The following is a 19,237-nucleotide window of genomic DNA, read 5'->3' as shown; positions in this document are numbered from 1 at the left end:
TTCTTATAAGTCAGTGTTATAGAATTTATTAATTACTTTCAGAACGTATTTGGTTAAGTATTGTTTCAGCTACTTGTGCATTTGCACGTGGTTCCTGTTGTAACATATCAGCTACCTTTACAATTTCATCACCTTTCGCACCGACAACGATGGCAAGTGATTTATATTGCAAACGCATATGACCCTGTTGAATACCTTCAGAGACAAGTGCACGGCATGCTGAGAAGTTTTGAGCTAAACCAACTGCAGCTACAACGTGACCAAGTTCTTGAGCTGATTCGACGTTCATTAAATCGAGTGATGCTTGTGCAATTGGTAATACTTTAGTTCCACCACCAACTGTTGCTAATGTCATTGGCACTTCGATTGTACCGACGAGTTTCTGACGCTGTTCATCGTAATGCCACGTCGCAATGCCTCTATATTGTCCATCTTTACTTGCATAAGCATGTGCACTTGCTTCAGCGCCGCGAGTGTCATTTCCTGTTGCAAGTACGACAGCATGTATACCGTTCATAACACCTTTATTATGTGTCGCTGCCCGATGAATATCCACTTGCGCTAATTTAGAAGCACGTTCCATACGATGCGCTACTTCCTTACCATCACGGCCATTTTTCGTCAATGCATCAACATCTATTTCACCTTGTACTTTTACTACAGATGCAGTTGCATGGTTGGATAAAATACTCATTAAAATATCAACTTGCTCAAGTTCATTTTTAAGATAAGCAGTAATACCTTCTAAAATTGTATTGAGCATATTCGCACCCATCGCATCTTTCGTATCAACGTATACTTTTAATGAAAGTAACTGTTCAGCTGGGAACGTATCTATTTCAATACGACGATAACCCCCACCTCTTTTAATGATTGAAGGGTAAACCTCATCGGCTATTTCTTTAATCTTAGGTTCTAAGCCTTGAATTGTCTTCGCTAATTGAGCTGTATCTTCCACGTCATCAAAGACGATTTGACCAATCATTAATCGTTCACTTTCAACAACTTTGAAACCACCTGTTTGATTAACAAGTTTAGCACCATAGCTTGCAGCTGCAACGACTGACGGCTCTTCTACCATCATTGGAACGACATAAGATTTTTCATCGACAACAATTTCCGGTAATAATCCAACCGGTAGTGCACCTTGACCGATGACGTTTTCAATTAAGCTATTCGCAATTTCTTCAGGAATTAAAGGATGATTAAGTAACATGTCTCTATTCTCTGAAGTTAACCATGATTTCTCTTCTAGTTCTTGTAATTTATCGGCTCTTGATTTATGACGAAACTCCTTACTTAAGCGCTCCATTATTGATTCCCCTTACTCACTGATAACGCAATACTCATACCGCCACCAATACAAGCAGTTGCTATACCATTTTGTTTATTTTCTTGTGATAACACGTTGACTAATGTTGTGACTAAACGTGTACCAGAAGCTCCGATTGGATGACCTAGGGCAATTGCGCCGCCATATAAGTTCAACTTATCTTCATCAAGTTTCAGATGATCTCTTACTGGAATACTTTGTGCTGCAAATGCTTCTGTCATTTCAACGACATCTATATCATCAATTGTTTGATTTGTTTTTTCTAATAATTGAGACACTGCGTGATATGGTGCGTAACCCATATACGCTGGATCATAACCAATTTCTGTATAATCGCCTACGATGCCTAAAATTTCAAAGCCATTTTCTTTCGCGTATGCCTCATCCATTAAAATCACAGTAGATGCACCATCATTGATTGGTGAAGCATTACCACCAGTTACAGTACCATCAGCTTTAAAGATTGTATCTAAAGTGCCTAATTTTTCAATGCTACTGTTACCGCGGATGCCTTCATCGCTTGTCATAAGTTCACCATCTGCATCTTCTAACGGAACAATTTCATTATCAAATTTCCCTGCTTCTACAGCTTGACTCGCTTTATGATGTGATTCATTTGCGAAAGCATCTTGTTGTTCACGCGTAATATTAAACTTTTCAGCAACCGCTTCTGCAGTATCTCCCATTGGTGATTGTGAAAATGCGTCAGTTAAACCATCATGCATAAAGCTAGGAACTGGTTTGCCATCTTCACTTAATACGAGTTTAGGTGCGTTTGTCATACTCTCAATTCCACCTACAGCAACAACTTTTGCTTCACCAAGTTGAATAAGTTGTTTACCTAGAATGATTGACTTTAAGCCTGAACCACAAACTTCATTGATAGTCATTGCAGGTGCTGTGTTCGGTACGCCTGATTTAATACCAATTTGACGGGCTGGATTTTGGCCACTACCCGCTTGTAATACATTACCGTAGATAACTTGATCCACAAGTTCTGGTGATAATTTAACCGCTTTCATTGCAGCCTTTAAAGAATGGATACCGAGTTCCACGGCTGAGTAATTTCTTAATTTTCCTCTAAATTTCCCGATAGGGGTACGTTTTGCACTTACAATAGCTACTTTATTCATATTCAAACTCCTTTTTTCTAAAAAATTAAAATATTGTATTTTATCTACACGTTTTGTTATGATTCAAATGATATTTATATACAGAAAGGTGTCGATACACTTATGTCAATCGGTATTGATCAAATCAATTTTTACGTTCCAAAATTCTATGTAGATATGGCGAAACTAGCCGAAGCACGTCAAGTCGATCCAAATAAATTTTTAATCGGTATTGGACAAACTGAAATGGCTGTAAGTCCGATGAGCCAAGATATCGTTTCGATGGGTGCTAATGCAGCTCAATCCATCGTTACAGAAGACGATAAAAAACAAATCGGCATGGTTATCGTTGCTACAGAATCAGCAATCGATTCAGCCAAAGCTTCAGCAGTTCAAATCCACAACTTGCTAGGTATTCAACCATTTGCACGTTGCTTTGAAATGAAAGAGGCTTGCTATGCTGCAACACCAGCTATTCAAATGGCTAAGGATTACATCGCAAAGCGTCCAGATGAAAAGGTACTTGTAATTACGAGTGATACAGCACGTTACGGCCTTAATTCAGGAGGCGAACCTACACAAGGTGCAGGTGCCGTTGCTATGATGATATCACAAAACCCACGTATACTTGAACTAAATGACGATGCAGTAGCATACACTGAAGACGTGTATGATTTCTGGAGACCGACAGGACAACCATATCCACTTGTTGACGGTGCATTATCTAAAGATGCTTACATTCGTTCCTTCCAAGAAAGTTGGTCTGAGTACGCACGTCGTACGAACAAACAACTAGATGACTTTGCATCATTATGCTTCCATGTACCATTCACTAAAATGGGTAAAAAAGCACTTGATTCAATCTTAACAGATGACATCAACGACGAAACTAAAGAACGTTTAACTAATGGTTATGATGCTGCAACATACTACAATCGTTATGTTGGTAATATCTATACAGGATCACTTTATTTAAGTTTAATTTCACTACTTGAAACTCATGAAAACCTATCAGCTGGAGATAGCATCGGTTTATTCAGTTACGGTTCAGGTTCAGTTGGTGAATTCTTCAGTGGCCAACTTGTTGATGGCTTCAAAGATGTACTTGATATCGAAGGTCACAAAGCTTTATTAAATAACCGTACAGAAATTTCTGTTGATGATTACGAAGCATTCTTTAAACGTTTCGATAATTTAGAATTTGATCACGATGTTGAACTTGCTGATGAGAAAAATGAAATCTTCTATCTAGAAAGTATCAATGATCATATTCGTCAATATAATACATTAAATCAATAATCAAAGCACTTAAAACCACTTTTTAGCGAATCATAAAAGAAGCTCCTAGCTGACGTGTTGAACGTCACTAGGAGCTCTTTTATAGTTTCTTTTTCGTTTAACGAGGTATGTGTGATTGTTGTTCTTTTGTTGAGTTTATATTTTGTTTATGAGGTTGTAACGATAATCCTAAATATTTCCGTTCTGCATTTGCATCTTTAAATAACGAAATCATCATCAATATGACGACAAAACTAAATGGAAAGGCAGAAATAATAGCTGCCGATTGCATCGCTGCTAAACCTGTGTCTCCACCGGCTAACAATAAGACATATGCGATAGCTGCTAATGAAATCCCCCATACGATCTTTACAAAGCCTGATGGGTTAAGTGTACCAAATGCTGTTTGCATTCCTAATACATATGTTGCGGAATCGGCAGAAGTAATAAAGAATGATGCAATTAATGCTAGCGCAATAATTGATAATATCGTACCAAATGGCAACTCATTAAAAATACCGAATAACTGCGTTTCTGGTGGCATTTTAAATATACCTTTATGGTGCTGCCCTACTGATATACCAGTCATACCAAAAGTACTGAACCAAATCACACTAATGATAACAGGAACACCAAGTACGGCAATGACAAATTCACGAATACTTCGACCTTTTGAAATTCTGGCGATAAACGTACCGACGAATGGACTCCAACTCATCCACCAGCCCCAATAATAAATTGTCCAAGTTTGTAACCAATCAGACTTTTGTTTATTCAACGGAGCGACATCTAAACTGTCGTAAATAAGTGTTGATAAATAATCACCAAATCCAGATGTCATCATATTAAGTATTAACACTGTTGGACCTACGATAAATAATACGAGTAACAATAATGCGGCTAATATCATATTTAAATTACTTAAATATTGAATTCCTTTACTCAGTCCACTCCAGGCACTGTATAAAAATAATACTGTTACAACTGCAATTATAATACCCTGGACGACAACATTTTTTGGTAAGCCAAATAAATAACTTAAACCTCCGTTAATTTGGACTGCGCCAACGCCAAGAGACATCGCAACACCTATAATCGTCGCAAAAACGGCTAACACATCCACAATGACACCTGTTGTGCCATCTACTTTATTACCTAACACAGGTCTTAAAGTTCTCGAAATCAATCCATTCTCGCCTTTACGAAACTGTGAATATGCTAAGCCGAGTGCTACTAGACAATAAACAGCCCATGGATGAAAGCCATAATCTAAGAAAGAATATTTAAATGCTTCTGCCATTGCAGATTTAGATTCTGGCTTAGCAGTTGGCGGAGATAAATAGTGTGAAATTGGTTCAGAAGCACCATAAAACACTAAACCAATTCCCATGCCAGCACTAAATAGCATGGCTAACCATGAGACCGTCTTAAACTCAGGTTTATCCGTTGGTTTACCTAACTTTAATTTGCCAATCGGGCTAAAAATTAAAAATATACAAAACGCTAACACAAGTGCATATACAACCATATAATACCAACCAAAGGTCTTTGATACCCATGTAGAGATATCCCCTGTAATACTGCCAAATGCTTTTGGTGTCACTGCACCAAATATGACAAGTATACCTACAATTGCTGCCGCATATATAAATACTTTAGAAAACTTCTTTTCCCTGTGTTCCACACATTATGCCTCCCTATATTTGTTTTAAGACAACCTAAACACTAACATACTAAGCTAATAGTGCAACTTAGTAATTTTGCGCAATTTAATTGGTGATCTCATTCTGTTTATTAAATATAGGAAGGTTTTTATTATATTTTATTGCCTTTTTTAGGGATATAGAATTGGTTCATATCGAGTTGTTCTGTCTCTAACAGCTTTACTTTCGTCTCAATGCCACCACCATAACCTGTTAAATTACCATCTTTACCGACTACGCGATGACATGGAATAATGATTGAAATTGGGTTACTCCCCACAGCTCCGCCTACAGCTTGTGCTGACATCTTAGCTTTATTACGTTTTACTGCGACTTTCTCAGCTAACTCTCCGTAAGATAGTGTTTGACCAAATGGAATTTCTAACAATAAGTCCCACACTTGTTTCTTAAATTCAGTGCCTTCAGGCTGAAGAGGAAAGTCAATCTCAGGGTTATTTCCTGAGAAATAAGCGTCCAACCATGCTGTGACTTTTTCGAAAATTTGTAACTGTGGGCGATGCGTATATTGTGAGTCATCGTTTTTGGTTATATCATTTTTAGGGAACCACAACCCAGTGAGATGTTTGCCATCAGACGTTAATGTTATTTGACCGACAGGTGATTGATATTCTGTTTTATACATTCATAAGCACCTCTATTTTAAAAGATAAACAATTAAGCCTGTGACTTCGTATGGCACAGGCTTAATCGGTGTATCGTTATTTGAGATTAGATTTTTCCTACTTAATTGTTAGTAATTATGAAAAATTGTATAAATCAATTTTATTGTCTTTCGCATATTCTAATGCTAAAACTTCTAATAAATTAATCATTGCAGGATTGTTTTTCACTTTAATATATTGGAATCTTAAATTTTGTTCTTCCGCTTTAATATTATTCACTTCTGATTCGTCTAATTTTTGATCTTGTACATACGTTCTTTTGAATTTTGCTGTACCGGCAGTTGATTTTAAGTTGTATTGTGCAAGTTTATCGTTAAGGTCTTTTTGTGTAAGTTTATAACCAGTCATATAACCACCAGCTTGACCTACAAATAAAGGGCTCTTATTTTTAAAAATGACGTAGATCCCTTTTTGATTAACAACCTCGCTTCTACTTTCTTTATCAAACTTTAAAGCTTTCGATTTGTCATATTTAAATAGTTTCTTTAATGGTTTCTTATATTCATCTAGTAATGTTGAAACTTGTTTATCACCATTCATTATTATCATCCTTTTCTTTTTCATTTATTAATTCATATATACACGATACAACACCCATGTAAACTTTTACATTTATCTTCACTAATGATTCTAGCAATAATTCAATTAAATATCTATACAACTTTATTATAACAGTCAGAAAATCGTTCTTTATATATATTAAAAGTACACTAATTTTTAATATAAAAAAAGAGAAAGCTCCCATATGAATGGGAACTTTCTCCGCACATAATAAAATGTTTCTATAAATTAGAACATTTCTGAAGCGACTTTTTGTTCTAAGAAGTTTAATAAGTAGTCTGGGCTACCTGTTTTAGCATCCGTACCTGACATTTTGAAACCACCGAATGGGTGATAGCCAACAACAGCTGCTGTACAACCACGATTTAGGTATAAGTTACCTACATCGAATGAAGATACTGCTTCTTGCCAGTTTTCACGGTTGTTTGTAATAACTGCACCAGTTAAACCGTAGTCAGTATCGTTAGCGATGTCTAACATTGACTCGAAATCATCACCTTTGATAAATCCTACAACTGGTCCGAAGATTTCTTCTTGCATGATTTGGTCGCTTGATTTCATACCAGAGAAAATTGTTGGTTCAATGAAGTAACCAGTAGAACCATCAGTGCCGCCACCTTGTTCTAACTTACCTTCTTTGTTACCAATTTCAATATATTTTTTAATCTTATCGAATTGTTTTTGGTTGATGACTGGTCCCATGTTTGTGTTGTTTTCAGTGTTACCTAAAGTAAGTTCTTTAGTTAACTTGATTGATTTTTCAAGTACTTCATCGTGTACATCTTTGTGCACGATAGCTCTTGAACAAGCTGAACATTTTTGACCTGAGAAACCAAATGCTGATCCTACGATTGCTTCTGCAGCTAAATCAGTATCGATATCTTTATCAACGATGATTGCGTCTTTACCGCCCATTTCAGCGATAACACGTTTTAAGAATTGTTGACCTTCTTGTACTTTAGCAGCACGTTCGAAGATACGCACACCAGTTGCGCGAGAACCAGTGAATGTTACGAAATGCGTATGAACACTATCTACTAAATGGTCACCGATTTCTTTAGGATCACCCGGTACAAAGTTAACTACACCTTTAGGTAATCCAGCTTCTAATAAGATTTCCATTAGTTTATAAGCTGTTAATACTGTATCTTCAGCTGGTTTTAATAATACTGTGTTACCAGCAACAACAGGTGCTAAAGTAGTACCTGCCATGATTGCAAATGGGAAGTTCCATGGTGGAATTGTAACACCAGTACCAATTGGTTTGTAGAAGTATTGGTTGTGTTCGCCTTCTCTATCTAATACCTTTTTACCTTCTGATAATTCCATCATTGATCTTGCATAGTATTCGATAAAGTCAACACCTTCTGCAGCGTCGCCTACAGCTTCATCCCATGGTTTACCTGCTTCGTATACCATAACAGCTGAGATTTCTTCTTTACGACGTCTGATGATTGCTGCAACTCTCATTAAGAATTCAGCACGGTCTTTATGAGACCATCTTCTCCAAGATTTATAAGCTTCATTTGCTGCGTCAAATGCATTATCTACATCTTCTTTTGAAGCTTTTGAAATTTCCGCGACAACTTCAGAAGTGTTCGCTGGATTGATTGATTGGAAAGTATCTTTTGTGAATTTCTCTTCACCATTAATCACTAAAGGAATTTTTTGGTTTAATTCACCTTTAACTTTTTTTAATACCTCTTTGAAAGATTCTACGTTCTTATTATCTGTAAAATCTATACCTGGTTCGTTCTTATAATTTACTACCATTTCTCTACCCCCTGAGTTTGTAAATTGTAAACTGAATTGAAATCAATCCATTTCTTTCTCCATTGTAGCTACTTCATTTACTAAATGCAATCGCTTGCATTTATTTTTCTGAAAATACTTATAATTTCGTCAAATTTTTAAATAACTTTATTCTGGTAATTTATAAAAATTAAGTTAGAAGCGTCAAATCGATTTATTTCGTATTTATACAACTCAAACTGTAATCTCATTGTTATGTAAAGTTTTATAACTTTATGTTATTTTAATATTTAATTATATTGAAAGAATGTAAACTATGATTTTGAATGAAAGGAATTTCTAGCATGAAAACATATACCTCCGTTATCTTTTGGATGCGGACGATAGCTTGTCTTAGTATTGTGTGTATACATTCCATCACGACTACTTTTTCAAAGATGAATCACGTTGAACACGATACGCTAATCAGATTAATACAATTGCTATTAATGTTTAGCACGCCGTTATTTGTTTTTATTTCAGAATTTTTACTAGCTAAAAATTATCACGTAAATACGAAGCCAGGCTTCTTCAAAGAAAAGTTAATCTACCTAGGTATTCCTTACATATTGATAAACTTGGGAATCTCCTATTTCTATTTAAAACCAGATTCATTACAACAATATATAAGAAACGTCGGTGATACGATGTTTCACGGTGGTGCAATTACGTATTTTATTGTAATCATTTTCCAGTTTTATGCCTTACATTATTTATTCGCGAAATATCTTGTGAAATTGAAGCCACTGCCTGTTGTTATTGGCTCAATCATATTCGCTACAATTTATTGGGCGTTCAGACAATTCTGGCCTCAACCAGACCTTCCTATCATTGGATTGTTTTGGGAACGTGAAGGTTGGATGTTGTTCTTTGGTTGGGTCAGTTATTTCTTACTCGGTTTTTATATTGGTATTTATTACGAAACATTTATGACACAGATAAAAAAGTATACGTGGGCAATCATTCTCGGAACATTATTGGCCATAACGATACTTGTCACTAATTATGTTTCGGGCTTTAGCACATGGGTTGAATCTAAACGATTTGATATTCCGTTTTATGTAACGATGGTAATTTTAATGTTTTTCTTATTTTCAGCATATATTAAATACGTTCCAAAGTTTATTCTGTACATTAGTAATTACTCATTTTGCATTTATGCGATACATTATTTCTTCGTACATGATTTAGGATTGTTAAATGGAGATAACCCGTTTAAGAATATTGTATTTAATTTATTTATTACGCTATGTCTATCTATATGCGTTGCCTATCTCTTTAATTTATTTAAATTCGGTAAGTATATTGTAGGAGGCATTGGTAAGATTAAATATGAAAAAGTTTACGAAAGTTATCAAGTAGGCAAAATGGATTAATGATATACCATATTAAAATAAAAGCACGACCAAGTCGTTTTTCAACGGCGAGGTCGTGCTTTTGCTTATATTATTCGTTATCAATTTTTTTATAAGGTTCAGCTGGTGATCCCATTGCTAATACATTTTCAGGAACATCTTTAGTAACGATACTTCCAGCACTGATGACTGCACCTTCACCAATTGTTACACCTGGTAATACGATAACGTTTGCCCCAATCCAAACGTTATTACCAATTGTGATTGGTGATGCTTTCTCAATACCTAAATTACGGGCGTTAGCACCTAATGGATGCGTTGCGGTATATATTCCACAATTTGGACCGATAAATACGTTATCCCCAATTACGATATGCGCACAATCCATTAAATAACAATTATGATTAATAAAGATATTTTTCCCTAGAAAAATGTTATATCCATAATCTACTTGGAATGGACTTAACAGCTCTAAATGATTTGGTTCATAATGAAATAAATCTTTTAAAATCGTTGTACGTTTTTCTTTATTACTTGGTTTTGTTTGATTGAGCTCAGCACATAGATCTTTAGCTTGTAAACGGTCTTCAACTAATGTGTGGTCAGAACTTGCATTATACCATTCGCCATTAATCATATTGTCTTTTTCAGTCAATTTTTTACCCTCCATCATTTTAAAATCCATTTATTACATTAACACGATAAAGACTAAGCGTCATCTCTTTTGAGGAATTGTATTAACTAAGATGTAATGGTATTTCATACTAAACGACATTTTTCCGCTTCACAACTTATTTTTTTAATTTTCTGAAAAGTGATTGTTTTACAAGAATTATACTGATATCTTAAAATTATAGCTTTTTTAAACAAAGGGGATGTTTATTATGAAAGAGAAAATCGGCCTTATACTAGGACCTATATTATTTATCATCTTTTATTTTATACCTAGTGTAACCGGATTGGAGCACGCACCGAGAGCTGTTCTAGCGGTCACGTTATTAGTTGCAACTTGGTGGATTACCGAGGCTTTACCTATTCCAGTCACATCATTAATTCCTTTAATCTTGTTACCGATTACTGGTGGTACTAAAGAAGAGGTTGCTGCAAGTGCGTACGCTGATCCAATCGTCTTTATGTATATGGGTGGTTTTATTATTGCCTTAGCCATTGAAAAATGGAATTTACATAAACGTATCGCAATGAATATTATTTCGATGATGGGAGCAAATAGTAATCGCATCATATTAGGAACGATGATTGCGACTGCGTTTATTTCAATGTGGATTTCAAATGCTGCGACCGCTTTAATGATGTTACCGATTGCTCTCGCATTAATTAAAGAAATTAAAGAAGCACAATTCCTGAAACCACAGTCTGCGAATAAATTTAGTAAATCATTGTTATTAACAGTCGCCTATTCAGCATCTATTGGTGGCCTTGCTACATTAATTGGTTCCGTACCAAATGCAGTATTCGCCGCTGTAGCGAAATCGAGCTTACATAGATCAGTATCATTTGCACAATGGATGTTATTCGCCGTACCATTGACAATTATTCTATTAACAGCACTTTATTTCATTTTAACGAAATGGTTGTTCAAAGTAGAAGATGCCAATAGCGTTTCTTCTGATTTTGCTAAAAAAGCGTTGCGAGATTTAGGACCTATGTCTATCGAAGAAAAGTTAACAGGGCTCGTGTTCTTACTCGTAAGTATTTTATGGATGGCAGGCAATGTATTACCTGACTCGCTCCATATTACAGATACGACAATCGCAATGTTTGGTGCTGTCCTATTGTTCTTAATTCCTGCGAAATCTAAAAAAGGTGGCCTTCTCGTCTGGGATGATATGACGAAGTTACCGTGGGGCATTCTACTATTATTTGGTGGTGGTCTTTCATTAGCTGCTGCATTCGAAGATTCAGGACTTACGAAATGGTTTAGTGGACTTCTCGGCGTCGTGAAACCATTACCAATCATATTAATTATTATCGTATTAACGACAGCGATTTTATTCTTAACTGAAGTGATGTCTAACACGGCAGTATCTAATATGTTGATGCCAGTCAGTATCGGGTTTGCGGCTGCAATTCATGCAGATCCATTTATTATAATGGGTATCGTAGCACTATCTTCAACATGTGCATTTATGTTACCTATTTCAACACCACCGAATGCCGCTGTCTTTAGTGCAGATGAACTCGAAATGAAAGACATGGTTAAAGCTGGTTTTATATTGAATATTGTGGCGATTATTGTCATCTCAGTCTTTTCATACTTCTGGCTACCGATTGCGTTTGGTCTATAGCTATTCAACGTGCATTATACAGCCAAAGTATGACACACTTTCTATACTTCGGACGCATGTATACATGATACATCTCAATTATAATATTGATATAAACCTATAAAGGAGTCATGTATAATGAAAACAATTTTACGAGCTGCCATTGCCATTTTGTTAATCTTAGGTATAGCGAAAACGTTCCAAGAACACGACGTTGCATCTGAAGCTTCGAATTATTATGCGCAATTACAAAATAGCCATGTATTAGAAAACGTTGAAAACCTTAATTTCGAAGGACTTAAAAATATAAATTTTGATGATATCAAACCTTCAGATTTCTTTTAATTACGTTCAACGAAAAACTTAAACTAACTTTTTGTAAAATCCAATGACTAAAATTCATTCAATATTTAAAACCAGCAAAAAAAGACTCCAATGAGAGGGAATCACCACTCATTGGAGCTTTTTTATATTTATTAAATAGAATGTTTAACTACTCGGTTAGAATGTATAAATGCCATTATAGCAAAGATGAAGTAAACTAGTGTGTAAATTACCATGACAATAAACACAGGCATCATCGAGATAACACCGGATAATTTCATGACAATCGTTGATGCAAAGAATGCATGTAATAGCGATACGACAAGTGGTAATGAGAAATTGAAGAATATTTTTAATCCTAAACCGGTCATCATATCTCTATGTGTATATCCCATACGTTGTAAAATACGGAAGTTTGAAATTTCGTCTTCCGTTTCATCCATTTGTTTAATGTAAATAATACAACCTGCCGCCACTAAGAATGCAAGTCCTAAGAATGAAGAAACAAATAATATAATTCCATTAGAAGAATCGAGTGTTTTAGTGATTTCCTTTTTAGTAGTGTGACTCTGCTGTTCTTTTTTAGGGAATAATGACTTATACAGTTTATTAGCTTTTGACCAATCTTTTTGATTTTTCAAATCAAAACCGTATTGTGAATGTATCTCTTTAGCATGGTGTTTCAACTTGTTGTAATCTTGGTCTTTAACTAATATTACAGGAGCATCATGAGTTAATTCTCCAGAAAATACTACTTTCTTGTCTTCTTTATTAACTTTAAAAGTTGAATTATTTAGTCCATCGAACTGAATAGAATTTCCTAAATGATGTTTAAACATACCTGCCCCCATAGTTTGTGTATTAATGAGTTTAATCTGATTACCATGGATATCATCATCATGGAAAAATTTATTGCTAGTAACAGTCATTATATTATCTTGTTTCGGCATCGCTTTAGGTTTTTCAAATACATTATCTTTCTTTAATTTTACGCTAGCAGTTTCTTTATAATCTTTTTTGAAAGGTATATGGTGCTCATCTAACTTATTCTCAAATTGTTGTGCCTGTTTTTCTTTATATACATTGAAGTCTTGAGGCGATGTTTCATTCACTATAGTTTCTGTACTTGCTTTATATATAGCACCGAAACATAGAACTGTTACCGTTATAGCTGAAATTGTAGCAATAATCGTCAATGCAAGCGCGTTTTTCTTCATTTTATGCATAATAGAAGACGTAAATACTACATCAGTGATAGAGACATTCCCTTTTTTAGAGCGTTTCAATGTCTTGAAAATCATGGAAACTGAACTTCTAAAGAATAGATACGCCCCAACTGTAGTTAGGAACAAAATTATAAATGGTAATATAATTTGTAACTTGTCAAGATAATTCATAAAGTGTTTGGCTAAATAATAACCATATACGATCATCACAATTCCAATAATACCGAAGATCACTTCGAAAATTGAAATCTTCGCGTTTTTTGCATCCCCTTGCGTATTATCTTTCATCATCGTTAATATACTACGTCTACGTAAAAAGAGGTAACTATGAATAACGATGAAAACAAATGCTAAAAACAGTAATAAAATTGTTTGTATTAGCGCTTGTGAATGTAAAGTGAGTTTCACACTTATGGATATATTCAACATTTTCAGAACAATCATCAACAATAACTTAGAACCAAATATACCGATTAATATACCGATTACCCCGGTAGAAACAAACATTGCCAACTGTTCAATAATAATCATACGCATGATATTTTTACGTGTTAATCCGATTAGTTGAAACAGTGCAAATTCCCGTGTACGACGTTTAATAAATAAGTAATTGGCATACATTAGGAATACAATAATGATAACGAATAGAAAGTTCGCACCAACTTCAGACCCTTTCTGGATTATTTTTGCGGAATTATCATTATTAATACTATGTGTATATTTTAATGTGACAAAGCTGAAGTAAATAATAATACTCAATATTAGTGAAAATATATACATCGCATAATGTCGTAAATTTTGTCGGAAGTTTTTTAATACGATTTGATTAAAGTTCATTTGCCACACCACCTAAGGCTGTTTGCATGTGGATAATATTTTTATAGAATTCTTGATTTGTGTCATCTCCTTGGCGTATTTCTGAATGAATGTTGCCATCTTTCAACATAATGACACGATTTGAATAACTTGCAGCAACTGGATCGTGACTGACCATAACAATTGTAGAATTCATGTTTTTATTCATATCTTGTAGTCGTTTTAATAAGTCTTGTGCACTTTTTGAGTCGAGTGCGCCTGTTGGTTCATCGGCAAAGATAATTGCCGGTTTGTGTACTGAAGCACGTGCTGCAGCTGTTCTTTGTTGTTGACCACCAGAAATTTGGTTTGGATATTTCGCACCTAGTTCATCGATGCCTAAAGCTTCAGTTACTTCTTTATAACTTTTTTCTTTTTCACTTTTAGACATTTTTTGGATTGATAGAGGTAGCATAATGTTTTCTTTGACTGTTAATGTGTGTAGCACACTGTAATCTTGGAAGATAAATCCTACTTCTCTTTTTCTGAAGTTTGCTAACTGACGATTGCTCATTTTGTTAATTTGGTTGCCGTTCACTTCGACAATCCCGCTCGTAATGTAATCGATTGAGCTGATTACGTTAAGTAAAGTTGTTTTCCCAGACCCTGAAGGTCCCATGATTGTCACAAATTCACCTTTATCAATTTCAAAATCTAACCCTTTTAATACTTCTTGTTTTTTATATCTGTTTCCGTAAGTTTTTCTTAAACCTTCAACTTTTAAAATTGACATCTATTTCACTCCTTCTTTTGTTCTACATCTATATCATATTAAAGATTTTTATATTCATCGTTTGTTTTAACTAACAAAATATCGCTGTGAAATGACAAATTTGTCACTTCCTTTATGTATTTGAGTAATTCTATAATAGCTAACTCAATTCATTTTATAAACAAAGTCATTGACCCATATACCTTATGGGGGTATATTAGAGTTAACAAAAACGTATTCATTACACAATCTTATAATGTAAGGAGAGGGAATTTATGAGCGAAACTAAAAAGACTACTTTCAATGTGACAGGCATGACATGTGCCGCTTGTGCCAATCGCATTGAGAAGAACCTCAATCGTATGGAAGACGTTGATGCCAATGTCAACGTAACGACTGAAAAGGCTACTGTTCACTACAACCCAGATAACACTACTCCAGAAGCAATAACGAACACTATTAGAAAGACAGGCTACGACATTGCCACAGAAAAGATAGAGCTAGATGTTCAAGGGATGACTTGTGCTGCTTGTTCTAATCGCATTGAGAAAGGACTCAATCGCATGGATGGAGTCACAAATGCAAATGTGAATTTAACGACTGAAAATGCAGTCATATCTTATAATCCAAACACTGTTTCAGAATCTGATTTTATAGCTAAGATTCAACACTTAGGTTATGATGCGAGCCTTAAACAAAGTGCTAAAGAGAAACAGTCCGCAAAACATCAAGAAATCAAACGTAAACGTACAAAGCTCATCATTTCTGCGATACTCACTTTACCTTTATTGTTGACGATGCTAGTACATTTATTTCATTTACCGTTACCACATTTCATCATGAATCCGTGGTTCCAATTCGCACTCGCGACACCAATACAGTTTATAATCGGTTGGCAGTTCTATGTTGGAGCTTACAAAAACTTACGTAATGGTTCAGCAAATATGGATGTGCTTGTAGCATTAGGCACGAGTGCTGCGTATGTTTTCAGTATTTACGAGTTAATTAAATGGTTAGTACGTTCAAATTATGAACCGCACCTTTATTTTGAAACGAGCGCAGTACTGATCACACTCATTTTATTTGGTAAATATTTAGAAACACTCGCCAAAAGTCAAACAACCAATGCTTTAAGCGAATTGTTACAATTACAAGCTAAAGAAGCACGCGTTATTCGCAATGACAAACAAATTATGATTCCACTTGAAGAAGTCAATGAAGGCGATATGCTTATCGTCAAACCGGGGGAAAAAATACCTGTAGACGGTACAATTATCAAAGGTCGAACTTCCGTAGATGAATCGATGTTAACAGGTGAATCTTTACCAATTGATAAAGCACAAAATGATAGCGTTATCGGTGCCACTATGAATAACAACGGTACGATTACAATGAAAGCAACGAAAGTAGGTAAAGATACTGCACTTTCTTCTATTATAAATGTCGTCGAAGAAGCCCAAGGTTCAAAAGCACCGATTCAACGACTAGCTGATATCATCTCAGGTTACTTTGTCCCTATCGTTGTAGGTATTGCTCTCTTAACGTTTATAATATGGATTACGCTCGTACAAACAGGACAATTCGAACCTGCATTAGTTGCTGCTATTGCGGTACTCGTTATCGCGTGTCCTTGTGCACTCGGTTTAGCTACTCCTACTTCTATAATGGTAGGAACTGGGAAAGCTGCTGAAAATGGCATCTTATTTAAAGGTGGCGCACACATTGAACGCACACACGAAATAGATACGATCGTATTGGATAAGACCGGTACGATTACTAAAGGTGTTCCAGAGGTGACTGATTTTAAAGGTGATACCACTACATTGAAATTATTAGCAAGTGCAGAACACCAATCAGAACATCCATTAGCCGAAGCAATCGTTAATTACGCAACTTCGCAACAGTTAGACCTTTATGATGTTGATGAATTTAACGCCTTACCTGGTCGTGGTATCCAAGCTAAAGTCGATGGCAAACAACTACTCATCGGTAATCGTCAATTAATGCAAGATTCTAACGTTGCCCATACTGAGTTAACATCACAAATGACTCAATTTGAAGATGAAGGTAAAACAGCTATGTTGATTGCAATTGATCAACAACTCAGTGGTATTATCGCTGTAGCAGACACGGTAAAAGATTCCGCAGCTCAAGCAATTCAACAATTGCACGATTTAGGTATTCAAGTTGCGATGCTAACGGGTGACAACGAGCGAACTGCACAATCTATCGCTAAACAAGTCAATATAGATACTGTGTATGCGCAAGTCTTACCAGAAGAAAAAGCTTCAACCATCTCTAAACTCCAACAAGAAAATAAAAAAGTTGCGATGGTCGGTGACGGTATTAACGACGCACCTGCATTAGTAAAAGCTGATATCGGTATTGCTATCGGAACAGGTACGGAAGTTGCCATTGAAGCTGCAGATATTACCATACTTGGCGGAGACTTAATGCTATTACCAAAAGCTATTAATACAAGTAAATTAACAATCCGTAATATTCGCCAAAACTTATTCTGGGCATTAGGTTACAATGTAGCTGGCATACCTATCGCTGCTTTCGGTCTGCTTGCACCATGGATTGCTGGCGCAGCGATGGCTTTAAGTTCTGTCAGTGTTGTAACCAATGCACTCAGATTGAAACGCATGAAATTATAGTTACAATGGGTATAAAGTATATATAGAAAAAATGCTTATCTTAAGGAGGTGTGCTTATGACAACTGAAACAATTCAAGTAGAAGGCATGAGTTGTGATCATTGTAAACACGCAGTAGAATCTGCATTAACAAACCTTAATGGGGTATCTTCAGCGGATGTAAGTTTAGAAGATAACAACGTCACAGTAAACTATGATGAAACGGACGTATCTTTCGATAACATGAAAGATGCGATAGAAGATCAAGGTTACGATGTTAAATAACAAGCATTAAAAAAAATATATAATTCAACAAAAAATGCCAATTTCTATCTATTTAAATAGAAATTGGCGTTTATTTTTTCTCAATCATAATCAACAATTAATTTACACGTAACGCTGTGTCACCATTATTTATAACGTCGAGTGTGGCATCGAGTGCATCAACGATTAAATTTTTAACGGCATCATCTGTATAAAATGCAATATGTGGAGAAATGATAACATCTTTTCTTGCTATTAATTGCTTTAATATTTCATCCTTAATACCTTTTCCACGAGAATCGCTTGGGAACAAACCTTTTTCGCCTTCATACGTATCCAGCGCAGCGCCTTTTATTGTACCATTATCTAAAGCTCGTAATAGCGCTTTCGTATCAACAATTGATCCACGCGCACAATTGATAAAGACAGAGCCTTTTTTGAAAGTATTAAATCTTTCTTCATTAAATAAATACGTACTATCTTTTGTTGCAGGTATATGTACTGTGACAATATCTGCATCTTTAATTGCTTCATCTAATGTAGATTTATACGTTAAAAATGATTCATTTTCTTTATGTTGTATGACGTCGTATGCGACTACCTCTGCACCAAAGCCTTGGCTAAAGACTTTCGCCACAATACGCCCTATACGCCCTGTACCGATTACTGCTACTTTTAAATCTTTAATTGAACGAGATAGTATAGCAGGTTGCCATCTAAAGTCGTATTCGGCAGTCTTTTGCTGGATATCATTAAAGTTTCTAATTAAATTTAGCGCTTGTGAAACGGTATATTCAGCGATTGAATGTGGAGAATATGATGGCACGTTAGATATGATTAAGTTATATTTTTCTGCTAACTCGAAATCATAGCAATCAAAGCCGGCACTTCGCTGAGCAATTTGTTTAATACCATATTCATTTAACTTTTTATAAACTTCTTCATCTAGTTCGATTTGTTGTGATAATGAAACACCATCAAATCCTTGCACACGATCCACTGTATCAACTGTTAATAATTCAGCGTCTAAATCAACTTCTACCTGATGTTGATTTGCCCAACTTTCAATATAAGGAACATCTTCTTCTCTAACTCCAAATAATTTTATTTTTGTCAT

General features: G+C 35.3%; 16 protein-coding genes. 6 read left to right on the top strand and 10 right to left on the bottom strand.

Annotation, left to right across the window (positions count from 1 at the left end):
* Positions 1-28 precede the first annotated feature (28 nt).
* Positions 29-1,312: a hydroxymethylglutaryl-CoA reductase, degradative gene (locus tag NGI30_RS00845; protein ID WP_251942443.1), complete on the bottom strand. Its 1,284-nt coding sequence runs from the start codon at positions 1,310-1,312 to the stop codon at positions 29-31.
* Complete coding sequence (locus tag NGI30_RS00840) at positions 1,312-2,466, bottom strand: thiolase family protein (protein ID WP_251942442.1); 1,155 nt, start codon at positions 2,464-2,466, stop codon at positions 1,312-1,314. Before NGI30_RS00840 ends, NGI30_RS00845 begins: the two co-directional genes overlap by 1 nt.
* A 102-nt stretch (positions 2,467-2,568) precedes the next feature.
* Between NGI30_RS00840 and NGI30_RS00835 the strand changes: the two genes are divergently transcribed.
* The gene (locus NGI30_RS00835; RefSeq protein WP_251942441.1) at positions 2,569-3,744 is read left to right on the top strand and encodes a hydroxymethylglutaryl-CoA synthase; all 1,176 of its coding nucleotides are present in this window, start codon (positions 2,569-2,571) and stop codon (positions 3,742-3,744) included.
* Between the two features lie 97 nt (positions 3,745-3,841).
* Here NGI30_RS00835 and NGI30_RS00830 read toward each other — a convergent pair whose 3' ends face one another.
* The 4 genes from NGI30_RS00830 to pruA all read right to left on the bottom strand — a co-directional run bounded on the left by NGI30_RS00830 (position 3,842) and on the right by pruA (position 8,443).
* Positions 3,842-5,407 carry a BCCT family transporter gene (locus NGI30_RS00830; RefSeq protein WP_286009862.1) on the bottom strand — a complete coding sequence of 522 codons (1,566 nt, stop codon included), beginning with the start codon at positions 5,405-5,407 and terminating at the stop codon, positions 3,842-3,844.
* A 131-nt stretch (positions 5,408-5,538) separates the two neighbouring features.
* Positions 5,539-6,069: a methylated-DNA--[protein]-cysteine S-methyltransferase gene (locus NGI30_RS00825; protein ID WP_251517347.1), complete on the bottom strand. Its 531-nt coding sequence runs from the start codon at positions 6,067-6,069 to the stop codon at positions 5,539-5,541.
* Between the two features lie 115 nt (positions 6,070-6,184).
* Positions 6,185-6,649, bottom strand: coding sequence for a hypothetical protein (locus NGI30_RS00820; protein ID WP_251517346.1), 465 nt, complete (start codon positions 6,647-6,649; stop codon positions 6,185-6,187).
* Between the two features lie 249 nt (positions 6,650-6,898).
* Positions 6,899-8,443, bottom strand: coding sequence for an L-glutamate gamma-semialdehyde dehydrogenase (pruA, locus tag NGI30_RS00815; protein WP_251942440.1), 1,545 nt, complete (start codon positions 8,441-8,443; stop codon positions 6,899-6,901).
* A 323-nt stretch (positions 8,444-8,766) separates the two neighbouring features.
* Here pruA and NGI30_RS00810 point away from each other — a divergent pair, with 323 nt between their 5' ends.
* Complete coding sequence (locus NGI30_RS00810; RefSeq protein WP_251942439.1) at positions 8,767-9,837, top strand: acyltransferase family protein; 1,071 nt, start codon at positions 8,767-8,769, stop codon at positions 9,835-9,837.
* Positions 9,838-9,907: 70 nt separating this feature from the next.
* Here the strand turns inward: NGI30_RS00810 and NGI30_RS00805 are convergent, their stop codons facing one another.
* Positions 9,908-10,471 (bottom strand): sugar O-acetyltransferase, encoded by a 564-nt coding sequence (locus tag NGI30_RS00805; RefSeq protein ID WP_251517339.1) that lies wholly within the window; start codon positions 10,469-10,471, stop codon positions 9,908-9,910.
* 229 nt (positions 10,472-10,700) lie between these two features.
* Here NGI30_RS00805 and NGI30_RS00800 point away from each other — a divergent pair, with 229 nt between their 5' ends.
* The gene (locus NGI30_RS00800; protein ID WP_251942438.1) at positions 10,701-12,122 is read left to right on the top strand and encodes an SLC13 family permease; all 1,422 of its coding nucleotides are present in this window, start codon (positions 10,701-10,703) and stop codon (positions 12,120-12,122) included.
* A gap of 117 nt (positions 12,123-12,239) precedes the next feature.
* Positions 12,240-12,446 carry a cell wall inhibition responsive protein CwrA gene (cwrA, locus tag NGI30_RS00795; RefSeq protein ID WP_251517337.1) on the top strand — a complete coding sequence of 69 codons (207 nt, stop codon included), beginning with the start codon at positions 12,240-12,242 and terminating at the stop codon, positions 12,444-12,446.
* A 131-nt stretch (positions 12,447-12,577) separates the two neighbouring features.
* Here cwrA and NGI30_RS00790 read toward each other — a convergent pair whose 3' ends face one another.
* Together NGI30_RS00790 and NGI30_RS00785 are read right to left on the bottom strand one after the other, a co-directional pair.
* The gene (locus NGI30_RS00790; protein ID WP_251942437.1) at positions 12,578-14,488 is read right to left on the bottom strand and encodes an FtsX-like permease family protein; all 1,911 of its coding nucleotides are present in this window, start codon (positions 14,486-14,488) and stop codon (positions 12,578-12,580) included.
* Entirely contained in the window at positions 14,478-15,239 is a 762-nt protein-coding gene (locus tag NGI30_RS00785) for an ABC transporter ATP-binding protein (protein WP_251517333.1), read from the bottom strand. The genes NGI30_RS00790 and NGI30_RS00785 overlap by 11 nt, the downstream gene beginning before the upstream one ends.
* A 254-nt stretch (positions 15,240-15,493) precedes the next feature.
* On the opposite strand from NGI30_RS00785, the gene NGI30_RS00780 reads away from it, so the two are divergent.
* Both NGI30_RS00780 and copZ read left to right on the top strand, forming a co-directional pair.
* Entirely contained in the window at positions 15,494-17,878 is a 2,385-nt protein-coding gene (locus NGI30_RS00780) for a heavy metal translocating P-type ATPase (protein ID WP_251517331.1), read from the top strand.
* 56 nt (positions 17,879-17,934) lie between these two features.
* Positions 17,935-18,141: a copper chaperone CopZ gene (gene copZ, locus NGI30_RS00775; RefSeq protein ID WP_251517329.1), complete on the top strand. Its 207-nt coding sequence runs from the start codon at positions 17,935-17,937 to the stop codon at positions 18,139-18,141.
* Between the two features lie 97 nt (positions 18,142-18,238).
* Here copZ and NGI30_RS00770 read toward each other — a convergent pair whose 3' ends face one another.
* A complete protein-coding gene (locus tag NGI30_RS00770; protein WP_251942436.1) occupies positions 18,239-19,237 on the bottom strand; it encodes a D-lactate dehydrogenase in 999 nt (332 codons plus the stop codon).

Origin of the sequence: Staphylococcus sp. Marseille-Q5304, assembly GCF_943737015.1 — a bacterium.
GTDB lineage: Bacteria > Bacillota > Bacilli > Staphylococcales > Staphylococcaceae > Staphylococcus > Staphylococcus hsinchuensis.
The sequence above is the reverse complement of the archived record's forward strand: the minus strand, read 5'-3'. Positions and strand labels throughout refer to the sequence as shown.

What these genes read in the sequence shown, in the direction of transcription:
- NGI30_RS00785 (WP_251517333.1), bottom strand. Translation starts at nt 15,239, where the DNA reads ATGTCAATTTTAAAAGTTGAAGGTTTAAGAAAAACTTACGGAAACAGA.
- pruA (WP_251942440.1), bottom strand. Translation starts at nt 8,443, where the DNA reads ATGGTAGTAAATTATAAGAACGAACCAGGTATAGATTTTACAGATAAT.
- NGI30_RS00825 (WP_251517347.1), bottom strand. Translation starts at nt 6,069, where the DNA reads ATGTATAAAACAGAATATCAATCACCTGTCGGTCAAATAACATTAACG.
- copZ (WP_251517329.1), top strand. Translation starts at nt 17,935, where the DNA reads ATGACAACTGAAACAATTCAAGTAGAAGGCATGAGTTGTGATCATTGT.
- cwrA (WP_251517337.1), top strand. Translation starts at nt 12,240, where the DNA reads ATGAAAACAATTTTACGAGCTGCCATTGCCATTTTGTTAATCTTAGGT.
- NGI30_RS00770 (WP_251942436.1), bottom strand. Translation starts at nt 19,237, where the DNA reads ATGACAAAAATAAAATTATTTGGAGTTAGAGAAGAAGATGTTCCTTAT.
- NGI30_RS00845 (WP_251942443.1), bottom strand. Translation starts at nt 1,312, where the DNA reads ATGGAGCGCTTAAGTAAGGAGTTTCGTCATAAATCAAGAGCCGATAAA.
- NGI30_RS00835 (WP_251942441.1), top strand. Translation starts at nt 2,569, where the DNA reads ATGTCAATCGGTATTGATCAAATCAATTTTTACGTTCCAAAATTCTAT.
- NGI30_RS00800 (WP_251942438.1), top strand. Translation starts at nt 10,701, where the DNA reads ATGAAAGAGAAAATCGGCCTTATACTAGGACCTATATTATTTATCATC.
- NGI30_RS00790 (WP_251942437.1), bottom strand. Translation starts at nt 14,488, where the DNA reads ATGAACTTTAATCAAATCGTATTAAAAAACTTCCGACAAAATTTACGA.
- NGI30_RS00810 (WP_251942439.1), top strand. Translation starts at nt 8,767, where the DNA reads ATGAAAACATATACCTCCGTTATCTTTTGGATGCGGACGATAGCTTGT.
- NGI30_RS00840 (WP_251942442.1), bottom strand. Translation starts at nt 2,466, where the DNA reads ATGAATAAAGTAGCTATTGTAAGTGCAAAACGTACCCCTATCGGGAAA.
- NGI30_RS00780 (WP_251517331.1), top strand. Translation starts at nt 15,494, where the DNA reads ATGAGCGAAACTAAAAAGACTACTTTCAATGTGACAGGCATGACATGT.
- NGI30_RS00820 (WP_251517346.1), bottom strand. Translation starts at nt 6,649, where the DNA reads ATGAATGGTGATAAACAAGTTTCAACATTACTAGATGAATATAAGAAA.